This window comes from Pleionea sp. WD8-19 (genome assembly GCF_055326765.1).
In genome coordinates this window covers 139840-161170 of the sequence record NZ_JBUZOU010000002.1, presented here as the reverse complement: position 1 = coordinate 161170, position 21331 = coordinate 139840, and the positions used below count along the sequence as shown (strand labels likewise).

Below are 21331 nucleotides of genomic sequence, written 5' to 3'. Positions count from 1 at the left end.
CGGCAATCGAATAGAGCGCATTTTATGCGAAACTACTACAGCTTGCTAGAGTAGAAGACACCCGGAAGTAGCTGGGTGAGTCGTAATATTCTGGTCACCATCTGCTGATATTCCAAGCAAAACCACTTTCTCCATTTAAAGCGCTTGCATAATATGGATTACATATGTAATCTGTAGGGGTGATTACATATGTAATCGTAATGGTTGAAGCGTCGATCTCTCCTGAGAGCAAGCAGTAGAAAAACGACGTACGAAAAACCTAAGCGGGTAGGAAGTTATGGATGTTCTTAAAGAAAAAAACGATAAAAAAGGTCGCTTATTAAGGGGAGGAGTGAAGTTAGCCCTATTGATAACCGTATTATTCCTAACGATGGGTTATTTCTTTCAAAATGATGTCGAAAAAGTAAACGCAGATCACTTATTAGTAGGAAAAGTGAAGCGTGGAAATATGAACATAACGGTTGATGGCTTTGGAGTATTAGAGTCCGAACACTACCTGCTGATCACTTCGCGAACCGCTGCAACCGTAAAGGAGATTTTATTAAAGCCAGGAGCGCAAGTCACTGAGATGTCTGAAATTGTACGTTTGGAAAACCCTGAACTTGAACAAGAGTTGTTCGCAGCCCAACAAAACTTGGCGATGGCGAAAGCGGACTTTAGTCAGGTAAGTGCGTCGCAGAAAAGAGAGCTTTTGTTCGAGCGTGGCCAAATGGAGGAGCTTCAAGCGTTATATGAAACCGCAAAGTTAAAGCGAATCGCACAGCAAAAGTTAATTCATGAAGGAATCATCTCTGAGTTTGAATTTACCAGTGGTCAGTTGCAGGAAAAGCAACTTTTAAAGCGATTGGATCTCATTAGAAATAGAATCGCATTGTTAAAAAATCTGCATGCACAATCGCTGAAGGTTGAGCAAACGCGAGTGGAGCTAGCGAAGTCCAGACTGGCTGTACTCAAAAAGAATATGGATGGACTTGTGATCCGAGCTGGCATGGAAGGCGTGCTTCAAAGGTTGCCTGTGAGTCTTGGTCAGTCTTTGGTAGTCGGGCAAGAAATTGCACTAATAGGAAGTATTGAATCGTTAAAAGCGTTAGTTCGGGTACCACAAACTCAAGCTCAGAAAGTTGAAATTGGGCAGGCTGCAGAGGTTGGCATACACAGTGAAAAAATTATGGGAACAGTGGTGCGTGTCGATCCGATTGTCGAAGAAAATTCGGTAACAGTAGAGGTTGCCCTTACAGACTCGCTTCCTCCAAACGCAAGGCCTCTGCTCAATATCGATGGTAAGATTATTATAGAACAAGTTTTTGATACGTTTTATATCGATAGGCCTTCAATCGCACAAGAGGGCCGGTCGATTTTTTTGTTTCGGTTGCAAAATGATGGCCGTAGAGCTGTTAGAGAAAATGTTACGCTAGGTCGTTTCGCGGGAAATATTGTTGAGGTTACATCGACGGTTGAAGAAGGTGCAGAGTATATAGTTTCGGGCTTACCAGACAAGGTGAAGAATAAAGCAGCTCTCTTAATACAATAAAAAATACTGGAGTAATGATATGGAACCAAAAATTAAATTGCGTGGAATTTCAAAAATCTACGAGTCTGAAAATATGAGAACACATGCGCTTCAAGGAGTGAATTTAGAGATCGATGCCGGCGATTATGTGTCTATTTCAGGACCGTCAGGGTGTGGTAAGTCAACGCTGCTTTCTATTCTTGGACTATTGGATTTTACATCAGAGGGGGAGTATTTCATTGAGGGCGAGAATGTTACTGCGTTAACTTTAGATGAAGCGTCTGCAATACGAAACGAAAAAATTGGATTTGTATTTCAATCATTTAATCTTATCGATGAGTTATCCGTGTTTGATAATGTGGCATTGCCACTTCGATACAGTAAAAACAAACGGCAAGAATCCAAAGTTCTCGAGCGAGTTTGTGAGTGTTTGGCTCTGATTGATATGATGCACCGAAAAGATCATAAGCCTAACCAATTGTCTGGCGGACAACAACAGCGTGTCGCAATTGCCAGAGCTTTAGTTGCTGAACCAACGATATTGCTCGTGGATGAGCCAACCGGAAATCTAGATTCAAAAGCCGGTGATCAGGTGATGCAAGTGCTGAGTGATTTAAATGCAAAAGGTGTCACCATTTGTATGGTGACACATGAACCTCGTTACGCAAGCTTGGCGAAAAAATGTTATCAATTATTAGATGGCGTATTGGTTTATGAAGAATTAATGAGTAAAGCTGTATGAACCAAAAAAAACATGTGTTTAAGCAAGCATTTGCTTCACTCAATAAAAGCCGTTCGTTTGTGATGGCTGTTTCTACGACGTTAGGTTTAACCATTGGCGCTTTGCTGTGTGTGTTAACAATAGGGTATGTAACCCTAATTCAATCAATGCCTTATGTTGATGCGGAAAAGCTTTATTTGCTTCAACATGGGTTTGTAGAGAAGGATGGAGTGGTTAATAATAGAGCTTATCCCTATCCAACTTTAATGCATATATATAACAACCAACAAATTTTTGACAAAGCCGCCTTAATATCTTACGCGACCGAGGTACTTAGCACTCATCCCGAACAACCTTCAGTTCCCGTTGCTTATGTGAGTCCTGAATATTTTGAGCTGCTTTCGCCTATATTGGAGCGCGGAAGAGTCTTTAACCCTACCGAAAAGGTTGATGAGTATAATCCCGTTGCGGTCATTAGTTATCAATCCTGGAAAGCAAACTTTAATTCGGATCCGAATATTCTTGAACGGTCCATATCCATGAGTGGAACAAGTTTCAGAATTGTTGGTGTTCTTTCTGAAAGTTTCATTGAGCCTGAAATCGTACAGGTGGGAAGAGCCACTCATATTTATTTACCTTGGGATTTTAATCAAGTAACACCTCAGGTAAGAGAAAGCTGGCATTCTTACAATTGGAATAATTTTATTTTGGTAAAAAAGTCGGATGGAATGTCGGAAAAGCAAGTGGAGCTTAAAATAACGTCAATGATCTCACCTTTATGGCGCGAACGAGTTTCCTCGTATGTATTTTTTGATGGCTGGGATGTAAAGGTAGAAGCACTTTCATTGAAAGATGTCATTCTTGGTGACAGTAAACAAACGATATTACTGTTAATAGCAGGCATATTGGGTTTAGTGTTTATTGCAGTAGTCAATATTATCAACTTGTACTTTTCTCGAATGTCCAGACAAAGTAAAAAGTTAACGATATTAGCCAGTATAGGTGCAAATAGAGCATCAATTTTTCAACTGCTTTGGGCTGAATCCTTTATTGTTGTGGCTGGTGCCTGTTTGCTCGCGTTAGCATTCTCGCAAATTGGAATCGTTCTAACCCAAAAATATTTGAACTTATGGCTACCACGAGTTGTAGAAGTTTCACTGAATACCTTTACCGTTGGTATGGCTACTCTATTGCTATTTCTTTTATCAGCAGTTTTCGCTCGTTTGTGCGCTTTTTTAGTCGATCATCGGTCCCTAATAGAAAATTTAAAAGGCAGTGGTAAAGGGTTGGGTATTCAAGTGCCTGTACGCGTTAGAAAGGCATTGTTGATCAGTCAGGTCGCCGTTTCAATAACCTTGATATTTTTTAATTTTATTGTCTTTTGTCAGGCTGCGGAAAACATCACACAACCGTTAGGGTTTGAGCTTGACAATGTGTCAGCGTTAGAGCTAACGACGATTTCTTCAGAAAACCTAACACGGGAAGAACTCAAGCCGAGTATTCAATTGATTCGAAAAAATATTGAAAGTTTACCAAAAGTTAAAAGTGTCAGTCAGAATGATTCACCTTTTACGCCTATGTCACTATGGGCAATAACGGATCTCAATACCAATGAGAATTACTCTCCTCAAGGAAAGGTGGTCGATTTTAATTATTTTACTATGATAAACCAACCACTCGTAGAGGGGCGATATTTTACACAGGAAGAAGTGAAATTCAGAGATAAGCTTATGATCATCAATGAAGCTTTTGCTAATAGGTTGGCAGAAGATGGACCGGTGATTGGGGCGAAGTTAACGTCGGGTACAAGTGATTACTTTACGGTAATCGGAGTTGTCAAAAATAGACGTACCATCGGAGATGAAGAGGTTTCTTATCGTGTTCACTCACCAACTCATGACGCATATACTCGACTATTGATTGAAACCTACCCCGGTCAATCGCTGACTAGGAAAGAGTTGGTTGAATTTGTTAAAAACAGTGACCGACTGTTGTCTGTCTACAGTTTTAATAGTTTGCAGGAAATTAAAAATAGAATTGTATTCGCCGATGCAGTCACAACGGTAGTGACTACCGTTTTAACACTTTTGACTTTCATATTGGCTGCTATTGGTTTGTACGGCATTTTTAGCTTTAGCCAACAGATCAGGGTGTTCGAGTTCGGAACGCGCTTGGCCATAGGTGCAAGGCGTAGAGATATTATGCGGCTTGTATGGCGGGAGAACTTAAAGTCAGTTGCGACAGGAGCCGTATTCAGCCTTGTTACTATTACTTTAGTTTTTGTTTTATTGCGTCATCATTTTGACTTGGAAGTTAGCAGTAGCGATGCGGTTACTTATATGATGGCGGTAGGATTGGTCATGCTGGTGGGTTGGTTGTCCTGTGCTATTCCTCTTTTAAACGTGTTAAATCGACCAGTCATCTACTCTTTGCGTTCTTAGTACTTTCTTTAGGACATTGCGCCCCTTACATTTTTGGAGGGGGCTTATTTCTCGTATTTTCAAAATGCTATAGATTTACAGGGTATTTCAAATTGTATTGAAAATCTGAATAAATCAAAACGGGTCACAATTACTGACAATGCTTTACGGATTTTCAATAATTTGCAATAGCCTTTTGAGTAATTTCTATACAATATGTAAATTTCGTTCACTCAAACTTCTATACTTTGACTAAATTTCAAAACTCTATTTTTGAGATGGTTGTTAATTAAAGCGCGTTAATCAAATGTGTTGTTTGGCATTTAGTCTCCAGTTGTATATAAACCATTCAACGCAGTCGAAAAATATAGGTTATGAGATTTTTTCTTAAGAAACTTCAGTAAAACTTAAGAAAAACTTAACGTTTTAATAATCAACTGACTTAACCTTTTTATTTATAGTGACGACTCCGTTTAATACCAGGTTAAGGAGTTCGTTTAATGAACAATTTTCAATGCTTTTTAATGGGCATCATACTCGCAACAGTATTTAGCCCTGAAGTTAAAGCGCTTACGACTTTAACTACAGTCGATAAAATTCGTTATTGTCGCAATAGTTTAACGTGTAATAGTAAATTAATGGATGAATATAGGTGGTGGGAAAACCACGGTGTTGCAAATGAAAAACAGAAAAATACTTATTTATCACGGTACAACCAGCCAGCTCGAGCTCATGTGCGTCATTTAGTATTCTTATCCGCGGGGCAGCGGTTTGGAAACGGAGACCAAAACCTTATTACAGGCCAGCCAGATAAATTTCATGACGGCTGGATAAAGACGGATGCGACTCGAACCTTCAATATCGATACGCGATCTATTGCATACAGAATCTTCAGTGATGGTATTTACGAAGAGTCTGACACTTTTGTAGGGTTAGCTTTCGATGCACGCTTCAACCATAAGTTTTCAGAAGACAATAAACGAGAAATTGTGAATGCTTATTACGACTGGCTAAAAAGTAAAGTTTACAGCCATAATCTAGAGTCTGTGTATTTGGCAGGGCATAGTCGAGGCGGTGCATTAGTGATGCGTTTAGCCAAAAAATTTCAGCAAGAGTTCCCAAATGTAGCCGTTATTGTTCATAATTTTGATGGTGTCGCGAATAAAGGAGCGGGCGAACTCGGAACATACGACAGAAAAATCGATAACCCTGCTCAAGGAGACAGCAGTTACTGGGCGTGGGAAACGGACTTGCGAAGTCAGTTTACGAATAAAAAACACTTATCAGTAAGAAGCTTTACGTCTGGTGAAAGGGTACTCGACTTTTTAAATATTGGACTTGATGTACGAGCTTTCTCGCATAAAAGTGCTGTTGATGATCGAACCGATTTAGGTTGGTATTTTCAATCCTGGGAAACCATGTCGCACGGCGCCATAGCAAATAGCACTTGGTTAGTCTCGCAGGCACTCTATCATTTACGAGATCGACTTCGATGGCTTGGTAACAACTTGGCGCCTGAGGCGACTGCTACAGCTTCTTCCACTTACTGTTCAGGCTCAGGCTTGAACTGTTATTCAGCAAGCAAAGTGAATGATCGCGACTTGGATTCACGTGTAGGTGGTTATTATAGTTGGACTAATAGCAATTCATCTCTACCTCAATGGGTAAAATTGACCTGGCCTAAAGCCGTTCGTATTGATGGATTAGAAGTAATCTCCAGCGAAGGGTATCCGCTTCAAAACTATCGAATAGAGTATCTTTCTGATGGCTCTTGGGAAACCTTAGTTTCACGGCATGGTAACGATAAGGTTCGTAACCAACATAATATTTCGGCTATTAATACCGAAGCGATTCGTTTGGTTGGATTATTAGGTCCGAGTAATCAACCTCAATACGTAAGAGTTAATGAAATTATCGTTCGTGGCGACTGGGTTGACCCGCCTAATAAAGCTCCGGTTGCTCGTTGTAGCGCGTCTCCAAATTACGGCGTTGGGTCGGTTTATAGTCACTTAGATGGTTCAAATAGTTATGACTCTGACGGTAGCATAGTGGATTATAAATGGACTTTCAGTACGGGTGGTTCCGCCGGCGGTCGTAGTATTTATCGAACATTTTATGGGAATGAATATCGAACCGTTACTCATCGCGCGACACTGACTGTAACTGATAATGAGGGAGCAAAGGGTAGCACCAGTTGTTACATTACGGTTGCATCCGACTGCAATCAACCGGTGCAAAAAGCAGAGGATGATAAAAATGTAGGTGAATCGAAGATTGCTCCTATTTGTCCTGTTTAATCAATATGTAAAGGTATAGTGCTTTAATTGCACTATACCTTAATTCAATACCTAAGAGTTAACTGCTCCTTATTTTCATACTCTCTAAATGGTATTTTAACCCCTCCGATTGTGCGATAGGCATAGCAATATTTGACAAATTCACACGGCCGCTATCGAATATTTTTTGAAAGGTTTGAACGCGTAAAAACGTTTGAACATTCAAACCACCACTTTGACGAGCATACCCTAACGTAGGAAGTGTATGGTTAGGTCCGGCGCAATAATCACCCAGCGCTATGGCACTGTTGGCACCGATAAACAGCGAACCAAAGTGTTTTAACTGATTGGGCGTAATGCGCTCATCGCAGAGCATAAGATGTTCCGGCGCAAAGTCATTACAAAATTGAACTATGCTATCGACAGAGTCGGCTTCAATTAATGCAATTTGTTGATCAGCAATTAAAGTTTGGAATGGTTTATTGCTGGATAAAAAACATTTCATCGCACTAAGCCATTGCTTACTGTCACTGATCAATACGGATAATGCCATTGGGTCGTGTTCCGACTGAGCCAAAGCATCATAAGCCAACCATTCTATGGGTTGTTGGTCATCGCATATTGCTAACATTTCACTGGGACCAGCCAAACCGTCAATGTTTAACCGATGTTGAACTTGTGCTTTGGCTTCATTGACGTAAGCATTGCCAGGGCCAACGACGATATCTACAGGTAGAAGTGATTGGTAGCCGTTAGTGAGTGCGCCAATCGCCTGTACACCTCCAATGTTAAAAAATTGTGTTGCGCCCGCCAACGATGCTGCAGCAAGCAGAGCCGGGTGATTGGAGGGTGACACCGCAATGCGCGCTTGGCAGCCAGCCACTTTGGCGGGGATCAACGTCATTAGCGCGGTAGAAATTAACGGAAAGCGACCACCCGGAATGTAGCATCCGGCACGTTCTATCGGTGTCACCACTTGCCCGTATTCACCGTAATCATCTGTAAAACTTTTATTGGTAAAACTTTCTTTTTGAAACTGGGCAAATGTTTTGATGCGTTTGGCGGCCTGTCGAATCGATTGTTTTAACGAGGGCTCTAAATCATATACATCAAACGGTTTTAGTTCAATGAACTGTGGTGTAAAACCATCAAACAGATTAGAGTAACGATCAATTGCTGAGTCGCCATTACTGGAAATATCTCGCAATATCGACTTAACACTTTCTGCGATGGTTTGTTCTGCAGAAAGTTTTGGGCGTTGCCAATCGTTTGCATTGTAAATCATTTTAAAAGCTCTCGGTCATTAAATCGACTGCGAAGTTCTTTTTGAATGTCATCAAATCGAACACCTTTCGCTAGTGCGTCCGTGAGTGCAAAAAATATTAAATCGGCAGCCTCCCAACGCGCGTCATCAAAATTTTGTGCTTCAATTAGCTCGTTGGCTTCTTCACGGATCTTCTCTGCTCTTAATGTACGGGATTGAAACAGGCGTGTTGTAAAAGAGTTTTCTGGCTTTGTATTTTTTCGCAAGACTAATAACTGTTCCAGTCGCTTTAAGGAAAAGTCGTTTCGTTCACTCGCAAAACAACTGTAACGTTCAAAGTGACAGGCATTACCACTTTGCCTCACTTTAAATAAAAGTGTATCGCCATCACAATCGAAATCGACATGTACCAACTGTTGTTGGTTTCCACTGGTGAGACCTTTTTGCCATAATTCTTGTCGGCTTCGACTCCAATAAATACCTTTTTTTAAGGTTAGTGCTTGAGTTAGCGAATCTCGGTTGGAATAAGCCAGCATTAGAACTTTGTTTGTTTCGATATCTTGAACAATAGTCGGTATTAACTCGGATTTATCGAAATCGAGTTGTGTCATAAAACAGTCGGTTAGTTTCAAAGCTCCTGTGTAGATCGACATGCCAATCTGACCATTCGCTCCTAAATGGGTAAACCATTTAATATCGTCAAGGGTCGTGATGCCCCCGGCGACAGTTACCGGAACTTTAGCGGTTTGAACCACTTGTTGTATGCGTTTGCGATCCAACCCTTCCAACAAGCCTTCTTTTTCTACTTGAGTGTAAAGAAACTCTGAGCAGTGGTTCATCAATTCCGGTATTAAGTCAAGTACTTTGATTGATTCCGTGTTCTGCCAACCGGATGTTGACCAGTAATCGCCATTGGCGTCGATGGCAAAGATAAGGCTTTCCCTAGGTAATTTTTTAACCCAGTTTTCACGACATTTTGTGCCAATTATTATTTTCGAAGCACCGGCTTTTATATACTTTTGCGCTGTTTCAAGATCTCGAATGCCACCACCAACCCGACAAGAACGATGTTTCAGAAGTTTCATGATCAGCGATTCGTTTGAGCCCCTACCCAGAGCGGCATCCAGATCGATTAGGGCAACTTCACCGTATACAGAGAACTTTTCTAGTAACTGAAAAACGTCCTCGCGTTCTATGACTTTCTCTTTGCCTTGTCTAAGTTGAACGGCTTTACCATTCATGAGATCAATGGAAGGTATTAACATATCTTTCTACTTTTGTATTATCAATGAGTGAATGGTTCGTTAATGTGTTTACTCGCAACGAGTAACTAAACTCGTACATTTATATTGTTGTCTTTAAGAAATGCTTTAACTTGCTCAATGGTGTATTCGCCACTATGAAACATTCCCGCCGCCAAACAAGCGTCTGCACCTGCACGAAATGCATTTAGGAAGTGTTGTTCATTATTGGCACCGCCGGAAGCAATCACCTGGATGTTACTGTTTTTGGCCACAGAGCCGGTTAATTCAGTATCGAAACCATTGCCGGTACCGTCTTTGTGCATGCAAGTGAGAAGAATTTCTCCTGCGCCACGATGTTCGACTTCTTTAACCCAGGCGGTAAAATCTTTATCTATGCGAGTTCGCCCACCATGAATATAGATCACTTGTTGGTCGTGCTCTCGATTAACATCGATGGCTACGACCGCACATTGGCTGCCGTACTCTTTGGCAACCTGATCGATGATGTTTGGCTTAATAACCGCAGTGGTGTTTAATGCCACTTTGTCGGCACCGGCATCAAGAAACGCTTTAACATCTTCAATTGTTTTCAAACCGCCGCCAACAGTGAAAGGAATGCTCAGGTTGCTCGCAATTTGGGTTACGCTGTTAAGTGCCGTTGGACGTTTTTCACTGCTGGCGGAAATATCCAAAAAAACAATTTCATCGGCGCCTTGTTGTTCGTATTTCATTGCAAGCTCGACAGGGTCACCCATATCGCGAAGATTTAAAAAGCGAGTGCCTTTGACTACGCGGCCATTGTTCACATCGAGGCAGGGAATAATACGTTTGCTTAATTGATTCGTGTTCAATGTCATTACCATTTTGTTACTTGAGCGCTTGAATTAAAAGTTGTTGGCCGTACTGACCCGATTTTTCCGGGTGAAATTGAAAACCAATAAGTGTGTTGAGTTTGACGGCGGCGCAAAAGGTTTCTCCGTAGCAGGTTGTGGCGACGCATTGTTCAGACTCCCGAATTGCGTAACTGTTGACAAAGTAGGGGGCGCCTTTAGGCCATAAGCTACTTTCAATTTTTGCCCAGCCAACCATGGGTTGTTTGGGAAATTTTAACTTTTTGGCTCGGCCCTTTAACCAGCCTAAACCCTTTGTATCCGGATCTTCTTCGCTGCCTTCAAAGAAAATTTGCATACCGACACATATTCCCAGTAATGTTTGATTGTCGAATATCCATTGATTCAGAAAATCGATCCAACCTCTGTTGTTGAGGTTTTTCATCACCGTTCCAAACCTTCCTTGTCCGGGAATGACCAGTGCATTGCCTTGTACTTGGTTCGGTGTTTGAGCAATGACCACGTGTTTGCCAATACGAGTCAGTGCTGCACTTAAACTGAATAAATTACCGGCATTAGTGTCGAGTAGTGTGACTGTTTTGTTCATCATTTATTTGTCTTTATGTTTCATTGAAGCAGCGCTTTTTGACGCATTAGTATTTTTTAACTCGCAACTCGTAATGCTGTTTTAGCGCTCTTACAAAATGCCTTTGGTTGTGTTTTCACCTTTAGTTTGGCTTAGCGCTTCTTTTAACGCGTAGGCGAGTGCTTTAAAGCAACCTTCTATTAAATGATGGTTGTTTCGAAAGGTCATGGGTTTTAAGTGCAACGTGATTTGTGACTTCATAGCCAACGTGTAAAAAAAGTGTTCAAACATTTCGGTGCTGATGCCACCGAGTGTTTCACGAGTGAACTCTAGGTTGCCCACATAAAAGGGGCGACCGGATACATCCACCGCGCAAAGGATCAAGACTTCATCCATAGGCAACAAACGTTGGCCATATCGGAGTATTGAAGTTCTACCACGCCAGCTTTGCTCTAAAGCTTCACCCAGTACAATTGCTACATCTTCGACGGTGTGGTGATCATCGACTAGAAGGTCTCCGTTTACTTTTAGGTTAATGTCCCATCGCGCATGACTGGCGAGTGCGTTCAGCATATGGTCGAAAAAACCAATGCCGGTATTGATATTGATTTGTTGATTACCATCGATATTAAGCGCAAGGTGAATATCCGTTTCTCGTGTTTTTCTAACCACTTCCACACTCATAATAATTCCTCTAGTTGATTGACAGAGTTTAAAACCAAACTCGCCCCAGCTTCGATGAGTGATTGCCGGTTATTTCGATCAATGCCAATGGCGACTGAATCGCTGTTGATTGCTGCGTGAATGTCATCCGGTGTGTCACCGATCATCCAGGTGTTGGATACATTTAGTTGTTTTTTCAGGCGGTTAATTCCTTCTGGACTGGGCTTGCTTTCAGTCACATCGTCTTCACTGATAAGGCTGGCTTGTTGCCAACCGATCATTTGTTGTCCAAGTAAAGCTTCAGCCTTCGGGCGACCGGTAACAATGGCGAAGAGAATAGACTTGTTATTAAGTTTTGCTGTTATTGATGGCACTAGAATCGGTTGTTCATTTTTAATAAAACCATCGTTGGCGTCACCCAAATAGTACAGTTGAAAACAGTCGATAACTTTGTCCAAGGTAATGGAAAATCCACGCTGTGAAATCAGTGTTTGAGTCAGGGTCCAATCGTTGTTATAACCCCCTTTCGAACGTAGATTTTCGATATCGTCATCGGTGACCTCGCAATCGGTCAGTTGTTTAACCGTAGCCTTTATTGCCTGGTCATAACTCTCACGCGTATCAATAAGCACACCGTCCATATCGAAGCAAATCAATTCCGGATGAAGTACTTTGGATAAAGCTGTAAGAAGTGGTGGTAGCTGATAAGGCAAAGTGATCCGAACGCATCCTTTTAAGTATGTTTCGGTAAAGCATCTGACTTGAATATTTTGCTTGGCCAGCTCATTGGTTAATAGCTGAGCTTTTAATGCCGAGAGTTTTAATGTAACAAAGTTGGCTTGTGAGCAGCAAAAGTCGACACCTTGTACTTGTAACCAATCGGTTAATTGCTTTCGGTTCTTTTTGATTTGTTTGCAATAATGTTGCACATCATTATCAGCTACCTTGACTAAAGCTTGCATCGCTATGCTAATGGTTGGCGTGGGAATGTTGAATGGAAGACTGCGTTGTTTGAACTTTTTAATAAGCGAGTCGGACCCTAATAAATAGCCCAGGCGTATTCCAGCTAACCCATAGGCTTTGGAAAATGTTCGTAAAATGACTAGGTTGGAATAACGGTCGAGTTGATTGACAAAGCTTTCTGTGTCGCTGAATTCGATATAGGCTTCGTCGAGAAACACCCAACTGTTATTTTTATCTGCGGTGGTTAAAATGGATTCTAGGGTAGAGTCGTTAACCAATTCACCGGTAGGATTATTCGGGCGGGTAATAACGATTACTGAGCCAGGTTGTTGTTCGATGGTTTTAATGAGCAGTTCTGTATTGATCGTTAAGTCATTCTTAGGGGCAATCAGTTGACAATTTAAGTTCCAGTTTGAAACGCCTTGAGTGTATTGACTGAAGGCGGGCAACGGCAAAATTAAACGGCTGCTTTCGCGAACAATACGCATTAGAAGCGCGATGGCTTCGTCTCCGCCATTGCTGCAATATACCTGTTCGGTTGATAGCTGATAGCGTTCGGCCATTTTACGTTCTAATATCTGGCGTTCAGGATAACGCCAAAGGTTTTGCCAGTCGAAGGTAATGTCTTGCAACCATAGGTTAGGAAAGTCGCAGCGTTCATTAAAGTCGAGCTTAAGCATTTTGGATCCCCAGTAGACTACAGCGATTTTCGAATGGGTGTTTCCAAAATATCGGTCGCACCGGCTTGTAACAGTTGTGGTATTAAAGATTGTGTTGTGCTTTTGGGTACAGCTGCTTTTACTGCAAAGCCTTCTTCGTTGAACAAACGACTGACCGTTGGTGAACGCATGGCGGGCAGCAAGTTAACAATGGTCTCGATGCTGTTAGTTTGGCAATTCATTTCCAGTAACACCCTTTCACGCCCATTGAGTACGGCTTGCATGAGCGTTAATAAATTTTCGATATCGCGTCTTTTTCCGACATCAAGCAATGCTTCTTTGTTAGCAATAAATTGAGTCGAGCTTTTCATTACTGTATCAACAATTTTTAACCGATTGGCACTGATGGTGGTGCCGGTACTGGTGTTATCGATGATCATATCGGCATCTTCCGGAGGAAATACTTCCGTTGCTCCGTAACTGCGGAGCAATTGGTAGTTAAAACTATTTTTGTCGAGGTAATCCGAAGCGATGCGTTTGTATTCAGAAGCGACGATGACTTTTCTTTGTTTGACGTCTTGCCAATTCCACTCTTCGGGAATGCAAGCGACTATTTTAACGGGATCAAACTCAAGGTTTTTGAGTATTTCCACTTCGCTGCGGCGTTCTAAAATCCAGTCCAGCCCGGCAAATCCAATGTCGTGCTGCCCCAGTTCAACCAGTGATGGAATGTTCTGACTTTTTAATAATTTAACTTCCAAATCAAACCCGTAAGCACGAGGACGGTAGTTTCGGTCATCACCGATCAGCGTGATTCCGATATCATTAAGCAGTTGTATAACCTTGTTATTGATCCGGCCTTTGGGTAACACCAGTTTTAACGTCATTGTGTGATCCTCTTAAAACGTGTTCATTTGCTTTTGAGTTATTCCGGAGCCGCATAAAGAAAAAGCCCCGGATACTTTTGTAAACGGGGCTTTGCTGGTAACTTATTCAATTACATGCGCGACAGCACCGTCACCTGAAAGGGTGATGGTGATGATGAAACCAACCGGATAGGTTGATGATTCGAATGATTTTTGAGTCGCGTCTATTCATGAGTTGTATAATTGCATTGCGTGGCTTGTTTTGTCAATAACATTATCGAATATGCTTGAAATAAAGCTTTTATGCGATGCTGGGTTACAATTAAGAACTTTTTAATTGATGGTTGTATATACAAAAGTGAAGCGAAAAATCATTCCAGTTTCATCCATTGATGCATCGATTACGTTGCCGGGCAGCAAGTATTTGGCTAATCGTTTGGTTATTATTGCGGCGTTGGCGCAAGAACCGGTGACATTGAATAACTTAGTGGATAACGATGACATCAATACCGCTATTGTCGGGCTGAATGCCTTGGGGTATCAGTTGCAACGAGTGGGTGATTGTTTAAATGCCAAACCCGGTATCTCTGCGGAAAGTGATGTTCGAGATATTTATACCGCGCACAGTGGGACCTTTTCTCGCTTTGTGACAGCAGTAGCGGCCTTACAATCGGAGCCAGCTCGTATTTACGGCAGCGACAAAATGAATACACGGCCTATGTCGGAGCTGTTTGCCGCGTTAAGTCAATGCGGTGTTTCTATTGATGCAATTGGTGATACGTTACCGGTTACGGTTCGCGGTCCGGTTACTCGTTTTGAATGTGACATCGATGCCAGTAAAAGCAGTCAATATGTGAGTGCGTTATTATTGATAGCCCCTTTATTAAAGCACGATTTTACGATCCGCTTGGCTGACAATCAGGTGTCCACTCAATACATCGATATGACGGTTGCATTGATGCGACAGTTCGGCGTGAAAGTTGAAAAGCGTGAATCCAGTTACTTAGTACCTACTCAACGAGGTTATAACGGTGGTACCGTTTCTATCGCTCCCGATCCAGTGAGCAGTTCTTACTTTTTGGCTGCCGCAGCGATTAATGGCGGACAGATTAGCTTGCAACATTTTGATTTTGATTCTTTACAAGGTGAAGCCCAGTTTTATCGCGTATTACAACAAATGGGTTGTGACGTTAAACGCGATAACCTACAGTTAACACTCAGTCGCTTGGGTAAGTTGAACGCTGTCGAAATGGATATGGGAGAAATGCCTGATGTAGTGCAAACTATGGCGGCGACTGCCTGCTTTGCTGAAGGGACCACGGTGATGAAAAACATTGCGCATTTGGCGTACAAGGAGTCTAACCGTATTGTCGATACGGCTCGTGAACTGCAAAAACTGGGGGCTAAAGTTGAGTATGGTTCGGATTATCTTGCAGTAACCGGAAGTGAATTAACCGGAACTCAAGTTGAAACTTACGATGATCATCGAATGGCAATGAGTCTTGCACTAATCGGTTCTCGTATTTCCAATGTTGTGATTAATAATGCAGACGTTGTGAGCAAGTCGTTTCCGAATTATTTTGATAAACTGAATGAAGTGGGTATCGCTTCGGAAGTGATCGTTGATTAAGTCAATACCTTTATTGGATTTTTATTTAAATTGTAGGATGGGTGTAACCCATCAATAGTTAAGGTTGAATATTTTTATGGCAGGCGATTCAATAGGCTCCATTTTTCGATTCACCAACTGGGGCGAATCACACGGTAAAGCCATTGGCGGCGTGTTAGAGGGATGCCCGGCAGGTATTGAGTTATCCGAAACGGACTTGCAACCGGCACTCGATCGTCGTCGACCCGGACAAAGTAAAATCGTGACGCAACGTAAAGAGTCGGATCGCGTTGAAATTCTTTCAGGTACCGTTGATGGAACAACCACGGGAACACCGATCAGTTTGATTATTCACAATCAGGATCAGCGTTCTAAAGATTATTCTGAAATGGCGTCGCTTTATCGCCCCAGTCATGCGGATTTTACGTATCAACAAAAGTATGGCATTCGAGACGTGGCTGGAGGAGGGCGCAGCTCCGCGCGAGTTACTGCTCCCACGGTTGCGGCAGGTGCGATTGCTGAAAAAATATTACGGGAAAAGTGCGGTGTTGAAATTGTTGGTTTTGTAAAATCTGTTGCAGAACTGGTGACTCATATTGATCCTCTGATCGTGGATCGTGAACTGGTGGAAGCTAACGTGGTTCGCTGTCCTGAGCAAAATGTAGCGGAACAAATGGTCGAACGAATTGAAAAGACACGAAAAGCCGGTGATTCCATAGGTGGAGTGATTGAGTGTGTGGTTAAAAATGTTCCGGTGGGTTTAGGTGAGCCCATTTTTGATAAACTCGAAGCGGATCTTGCGAAAGCCATGTTGAGTATTAATGCGAGTAAAGGTTTTGAGATTGGGAGCGGTTTTGCCGGTACTTTATTGAACGGCTCGCAACACAATGATGCTTTTATCAATGACGGTGGTGTGGTTAAAACGACAACTAATTTTTCCGGCGGCGTTCAAGGTGGGATCAGTAACGGAATGCCCATCATTTTCCGCGTGGCATTTAAGCCCACGGCGACCATTATGCGTGATCAAAACACGGTTGATACTGATGGGAATGCCGTTACTTTTAAAGCCAAGGGTCGTCACGATCCTTGTGTGTTACCTCGAGCGGTTCCGATAGTTGAAGCGATGGCTGCTTTGGTCCTTTGCGATCATTTTTTACGATTCGGTGTTTATCAATAGGATCTAGGTTTGTTCCGTTAATTTTTTATTTAAGCGGATACACACTATCGCTGCTGTAAAATTGATCATGACCAAGATCAACTCCACCAAGGCGATCCATCGTTCGCTTTCACTCGACATTAAATACATAATCGCATGGCAAAAATAAATCATGTTGATAAATTGCAGCCAGGCGTAGGTGTAAAGCTTACGTTTTATGACGCCGATTAATGGAAACAATAACGGGAAAACCCATATTGCGGTTAACAATCGGTTGTCGATTCCTTCGCTGGGAAACCAAAATAATGGCCACAATAGCATTAGGCCGAACAATGCAAAAAAGCTGAGTTGCGTAATGGTGTGAGTAATAGAAAGTGTTTGTTTTATTTGCATCTTGATTTTCAATGTATGGAATTTTCAAATTAATCTGAAGTTTTCAGTTTTATTGCCAGTTGTGCCAGGCGTTTGCCTTGCGCTTTACACAGTCGTATTTCTTCTTCGGTTAATGGTTGATCGTTTTGTAATCCAGCAAAGTGACTCACGCCATAAGGTGTACCACCGCTTTGCGTATGCAGTAAATCAGTTTCCGAATAGGGAAGACCACAAAGTACCATACCATGATGAAATAACGGCAGCATCATACTGGTTAAAGTGGTTTCTTGGCCACCATGTAAGCTGGACGTTGAAGTGAATACGCAGGCGGGTTTTCCGGCCAGATTTCCGCTTAACCAAAGCTCACTGGTTTGTTCGAGAAAATATTTAAGTGGCGCAGCCATATTGCCAAAGCGAGTAGGGCTACCCAGGGCCAGGCCATCGCACTGTTTTAATTCGGAAACCGTAACGTAAGGATCTCCCTCGGCCGGAAACGCGGCTTCGGTTTGTTCATTATTGGCGGATATACGCGGTACTGTTCTTAATAGGACTTCAGTGCCTTCCGATTCTATACCGCGAGCAATCAGACGCGCCAATTGTTTGGTCGCGCCGTGTGTCGAATAATAAAGGACCAGAATTTTAACCATTAAATAAGGTCCAAAATGTTTTCGGGTGGTCGGCCGACAGCGGCTTTGTCTTTTGTGAAGACTACAGGTCTTTCAATGACTTTTGGGTTAGCAACCATACGCTTGATTTGTTCGCTGCGGGAAAGAGAGTCGTCGTTCAATCCGGCTTCTTTGTATTCAGCTTCTTTTTTTCGCATTAATTGTTGTGGATCCATCTTAAGCAGTTTGAGTACGCGATCCAGCTCTTTACTGCTCGGTGGTGTGTTCAGATATTCGACGATTTTGGGTTCAATGCCATTTTCGCGAAGCAGCTCCAATGTTTGGCGCGACTTTGAGCAACGAGGATTGTGGTATATAGTGAAATCTGACATAGTCCAGCCTTAAAAGTTAATCTTTAGAATGAATCACCTATTGTAGGCCGAATTGGAAATGGAAGAAAAGCTTCATTGGTTTAAACAGTTCTCGGTATATGTTCTGAGGCGATTCGATCGCGATCGCTGCACTTCGATTGCCGCCGAATTAACCGTTACCAGTTTATTGTCATTGGTTCCTTTTTTAACCGTTGTTTTTGCGCTGCTTTCTCTGTTTCCTCAGTTTCAGCACATGGGGCAAGATGTTCAAAGTTTAATCTTTGAAAACTTTATGCCAGAGTCCAGTCAGGCCATTCAAAGCTATCTCAATCAGTATGTACAGAATACACAGGGGCTCACGTCCATTGGAACGGTGATGCTGTTGTTAACTTCGTTGTTGTTGATGCGTACGATCGATAAATCGTTCAACCACATTTGGCAGGTGAAAAAGCACAATTCGGCAGTACGAGTGTTTTTAGTGTACTGGGCGGTTCTGACTATGGGGCCGTTACTGCTTGCTTTAAGTTTGGGGGTAAGTTCCTATTTTGCCTCTTTACCTTTGGTATCGGATGTGGTGAAGAGCCAAAGTGATTTACTAAAACGTGGTGTGCCCATGTTTATGGCTTTTGTTGCCTTTACCGTAATGTTTATTGCTGTGCCCAATCGAAAGGTGAAACTTTCTCACGCTGCGATTGCTGCTATTTTTGCTGCCATTTTGTTTGAGATTGCGAAGTGGGGTTTTGGATTATTTGTAAAGAAATTTTCTACTTATCAGTTGATTTTTGGCGCTTTAGCCTCGGTTCCTTTATTTCTTATTTGGATTCAAGTGTCATGGATGATAGTGCTACTAGGGGCTGAACTGTGTCACGGACTGGATGTCTTTCAGCCAGATTCAGATAAAGACGCCAGTCATCCGTTTGTATTAGCCGCCAGAATATTAAAGTTGTTAGTGCAATCACAGAGCCATCGCCAAGTGGTGGACATATTTAGCATTCAAGAGCATTTACCCAAAGTACGACTTGATGATTTATCCAAAGTGGTGGATAAGCTGATGGCTGCCAAACTGATTATTGAATTAGAAGGTGGAGGTTATTCTCTTTCTGGAGATTCACAGACGTATCAACTGGCGGATATTTTTCGAGCTGGAATTCAAGAGGTTCCCGATGAATCAACGTTAAAGCGGTTGTCTGAGGTTGATGCTGAGTTGGCTGGAAGAATTGCGGAGGCGCGCGCCGCGTTAATGCGGCGACTTAGTGATCCCCTGGTAAGCGAACCGAGTCCAGATTGATATCGTTGTGGTTTTGCTCATCTTCCATGTCGTCGTAGCTGGGCATTGACGTCCAGGGAAGTACTTCATTAACACCGTCTTCTGGCGACTCTTCCACTTCGATAACTTCATAGGTTTGATAGTGAAATAGTTCGACGCAAGGCGTTACCAAGGTACGTTTTCGGGTTTTAATGTCTTCGACAAGTTTGCCATGTCTCAGGAGAAAATCTCGGCCTTCGCGAAAAGTTCCTCGAGTTGCAAGTAACGATATGGGATCATTTGGGTTATTCGCTAAAGGTTTAAATAAGAGGGCGGCTTGGCCTAAAGACTTTTTCGCTTTTGCCAGTTTATTATTGAGTCGACAGGGTATCAGCGAACCATCGATAAACTCTAAACCCGCGTTTGTGCCTTGGTTTTCATCACCAAACAGCCAGCGGCAAATCGCTGGGCGCCAACGAAATGACGGCTTTTTATCAATATATTCGCGAATAATCACCAATTCACCAACTTTTAATCGGTGTGCAATATTCTGATGCGTGGAGATCCCAATACCCCCATCACTGACATTTATGGCATCCCAGGCGAGAGGGATTTTATGTTCGTGCTCGATAAACGACTCAATGGTATGCGCATCCCAATGAGAGGACTCCGGCTCCTTCATGTGCTTTGTTAAAAGCGTATGAACCGGATGGATACCCCAGATAATATCGAGACGAGTGATCACTGGGTAACGTCGGCCTTTGCGTTCAACTTTTGCATTCCAGTGTAGTGACATATGCTCAAGTAAAGATTGGGCAGATGCACGTCGTATATCGCGATAGAAGCCAGATGGTAGTTCGTTTTGCTGGTTTAACGTATCGAGTTGGTATTTCAGCTGTCGGATAACGTCATTCGTGAGCATAAACACGACATCGTCTTCATCGACGTCGCCGTTGAATTGTGCGCCATAGTCGGGTTTAAGTTGACTGTCGAGTTGTACAACAAAACACTGGTGCTCGCCAAAGTCATTAGAGTCATCTGAAAACTGAACCAGGTGCGCCCAACTTTCCAAATATTTAAACAGTTGCCAATGCTCGCCTTGCGACAGATGATAAGGATCGGAAAGGGACATCAGGCACGTGCGAGCAAAGGTACGCTCTATGGTGGATAAGCACTGAAAATAGTCATCATCAAAAATAGGGACGTCTTCGAGATGCTTTTTTTGAGCGTAGGAATAAAGGCTGTTGCATTCACGCCATAAATACACTGGTATTGGACTGTAAGACTCGTAATGCTCCATTAATAAGAGGCCGAGGTAATGCAGCGATAGGTTTATGGAGCGTATCAGTTCTTTATTTTTGCCCCAGAATTTGCGCTTCTTAAGTTCGCCATCGGTCAGAATTTTATGAGCAAAGGCCATTTCCCGAGTTAAATGGTGTAGATGCTCATGCTCACGACGGCGCAGTTCATCGTTAATAATATGAGGGGCATTCGGTCGGTAAGCATCGAATATTTGAGCGTAGGTCGCGTCAAACAGGTTGACCAAGTCGCGGCGTTGGGCTTGACCGATTTGCGATCGGTTCAAGCTGGCGATAGCACGGCAAACTTCCGGTACAGCCCGTCCCATATCGCCATAAGGCAGTGACTTGAGCCACTTTCTTAAGGCTGCCGTTTCGGTTTCTACCAGTAAATGTTGTCCCTGTTGTTGCGCGGGAAAAGTTAGACGTAATGATTCCATTCAACCCCACTTCTCTTGTCAAATTGAGCAATCGGTTGCATAGTTTAACCTAATTAATTCAAAGTAACTATCTGAACAGCTTGATGATTCTGCTTCGGTAGTTATAGTAGCTACATTCGCCTTTGTTAATCTCTGTAAGAGATTTTGTGTTTTTGTTACAGGTACCAAACATTGAGCATTATTAATTCTAAATATAGATCAGGAATACGAATCTGGCTGTTTTTGCTTGGTT

The 21331-nt window shown here is 42.5% G+C and carries 18 protein-coding genes; 7 read left to right on the top strand and 11 right to left on the bottom strand.

All coding sequences use genetic code 11. From position 1 onward, the window contains the following. Positions 1-277: 277 nt before the first annotated feature. From ACTUJY_RS03290 to ACTUJY_RS03275, 4 genes are all read left to right on the top strand, one after another. Positions 278-1531, top strand: coding sequence for an efflux RND transporter periplasmic adaptor subunit (locus tag ACTUJY_RS03290; protein WP_463614629.1), 1254 nt, complete (start codon positions 278-280; stop codon positions 1529-1531). Positions 1532-1550: 19 nt separating this feature from the next. Next, complete coding sequence (locus ACTUJY_RS03285) at positions 1551-2252, top strand: ABC transporter ATP-binding protein (RefSeq protein ID WP_463614628.1); 702 nt, start codon at positions 1551-1553, stop codon at positions 2250-2252. Beyond that, positions 2249-4672, top strand: a complete 2424-nt coding sequence (locus ACTUJY_RS03280; protein ID WP_463614627.1) for an ABC transporter permease — start codon at positions 2249-2251, stop codon at positions 4670-4672. Before ACTUJY_RS03285 ends, ACTUJY_RS03280 begins: the two co-directional genes overlap by 4 nt. Before the next feature lie 479 nt (positions 4673-5151). Continuing rightward, the gene (locus ACTUJY_RS03275) at positions 5152-6948 is read left to right on the top strand and encodes a PKD domain-containing protein (RefSeq protein ID WP_463614626.1); all 1797 of its coding nucleotides are present in this window, start codon (positions 5152-5154) and stop codon (positions 6946-6948) included. Positions 6949-7006: 58 nt separating this feature from the next. Here ACTUJY_RS03275 and hisD read toward each other — a convergent pair whose 3' ends face one another. The 7 genes from hisD to hisG all read right to left on the bottom strand — a co-directional run bounded on the left by hisD (position 7007) and on the right by hisG (position 14023). Further along, positions 7007-8212 (bottom strand): histidinol dehydrogenase, encoded by a 1206-nt coding sequence (hisD, locus tag ACTUJY_RS03270; protein ID WP_463614625.1) that lies wholly within the window; start codon positions 8210-8212, stop codon positions 7007-7009. Further along, positions 8209-9456, bottom strand: coding sequence for a phosphoribosyl-AMP cyclohydrolase (gene hisI, locus ACTUJY_RS03265; RefSeq protein WP_463614624.1), 1248 nt, complete (start codon positions 9454-9456; stop codon positions 8209-8211). The genes hisD and hisI overlap by 4 nt, the downstream gene beginning before the upstream one ends. 65 nt (positions 9457-9521) lie before the next feature. Beyond that, a complete protein-coding gene (gene hisF, locus ACTUJY_RS03260; RefSeq protein ID WP_463614623.1) occupies positions 9522-10292 on the bottom strand; it encodes an imidazole glycerol phosphate synthase subunit HisF in 771 nt (256 codons plus the stop codon). A gap of 10 nt (positions 10293-10302) precedes the next feature. Then, entirely contained in the window at positions 10303-10875 is a 573-nt protein-coding gene (gene hisH / locus ACTUJY_RS03255; protein WP_463614622.1) for an imidazole glycerol phosphate synthase subunit HisH, read from the bottom strand. Between the two features lie 87 nt (positions 10876-10962). Then, entirely contained in the window at positions 10963-11535 is a 573-nt protein-coding gene (hisB, locus tag ACTUJY_RS03250; RefSeq protein ID WP_463614621.1) for an imidazoleglycerol-phosphate dehydratase HisB, read from the bottom strand. Then, on the bottom strand, positions 11532-13157 hold the full coding sequence (locus tag ACTUJY_RS03245) for an aminotransferase class I/II-fold pyridoxal phosphate-dependent enzyme (protein ID WP_463614620.1): 1626 nt from the start codon (positions 13155-13157) through the stop codon (positions 11532-11534). The genes hisB and ACTUJY_RS03245 overlap by 4 nt, the downstream gene beginning before the upstream one ends. A 17-nt stretch (positions 13158-13174) precedes the next feature. Continuing rightward, on the bottom strand, positions 13175-14023 hold the full coding sequence (gene hisG, locus ACTUJY_RS03240; RefSeq protein WP_463614619.1) for an ATP phosphoribosyltransferase: 849 nt from the start codon (positions 14021-14023) through the stop codon (positions 13175-13177). A 319-nt stretch (positions 14024-14342) separates the two neighbouring features. Between hisG and aroA the strand changes: the two genes are divergently transcribed. Together aroA and aroC are read left to right on the top strand one after the other, a co-directional pair. Continuing rightward, complete coding sequence (gene aroA / locus ACTUJY_RS03235; protein WP_463614618.1) at positions 14343-15632, top strand: 3-phosphoshikimate 1-carboxyvinyltransferase; 1290 nt, start codon at positions 14343-14345, stop codon at positions 15630-15632. A gap of 76 nt (positions 15633-15708) precedes the next feature. Next, positions 15709-16788 carry a chorismate synthase gene (gene aroC / locus ACTUJY_RS03230; RefSeq protein WP_463614617.1) on the top strand — a complete coding sequence of 360 codons (1080 nt, stop codon included), beginning with the start codon at positions 15709-15711 and terminating at the stop codon, positions 16786-16788. 3 nt (positions 16789-16791) lie between these two features. Here aroC and ACTUJY_RS03225 read toward each other — a convergent pair whose 3' ends face one another. Genes ACTUJY_RS03225 through arsC form a run of 3 tightly spaced genes read right to left on the bottom strand, consistent with a single transcriptional unit; the run spans position 16792 to position 18136 of the window. Beyond that, on the bottom strand, positions 16792-17160 hold the full coding sequence (locus ACTUJY_RS03225; RefSeq protein WP_463614616.1) for a DUF2069 domain-containing protein: 369 nt from the start codon (positions 17158-17160) through the stop codon (positions 16792-16794). Between the two features lie 29 nt (positions 17161-17189). Then, positions 17190-17786 carry an NAD(P)H:quinone oxidoreductase gene (gene wrbA, locus ACTUJY_RS03220; RefSeq protein WP_463614615.1) on the bottom strand — a complete coding sequence of 199 codons (597 nt, stop codon included), beginning with the start codon at positions 17784-17786 and terminating at the stop codon, positions 17190-17192. Beyond that, a complete protein-coding gene (gene arsC / locus ACTUJY_RS03215; RefSeq protein ID WP_463614614.1) occupies positions 17786-18136 on the bottom strand; it encodes an arsenate reductase (glutaredoxin) in 351 nt (116 codons plus the stop codon). The genes wrbA and arsC overlap by 1 nt, the downstream gene beginning before the upstream one ends. Before the next feature lie 58 nt (positions 18137-18194). Between arsC and ACTUJY_RS03210 the strand changes: the two genes are divergently transcribed. Then, the gene (locus ACTUJY_RS03210) at positions 18195-19403 is read left to right on the top strand and encodes a YihY family inner membrane protein (protein WP_463614613.1); all 1209 of its coding nucleotides are present in this window, start codon (positions 18195-18197) and stop codon (positions 19401-19403) included. Here ACTUJY_RS03210 and ACTUJY_RS03205 read toward each other — a convergent pair. After that, entirely contained in the window at positions 19366-21099 is a 1734-nt protein-coding gene (locus tag ACTUJY_RS03205) for a hypothetical protein (RefSeq protein ID WP_463614612.1), read from the bottom strand. The two genes, ACTUJY_RS03210 and ACTUJY_RS03205, sit on opposite strands and share 38 nt — an antisense overlap. Between the last annotated feature and the right edge of the window lie 232 nt (positions 21100-21331).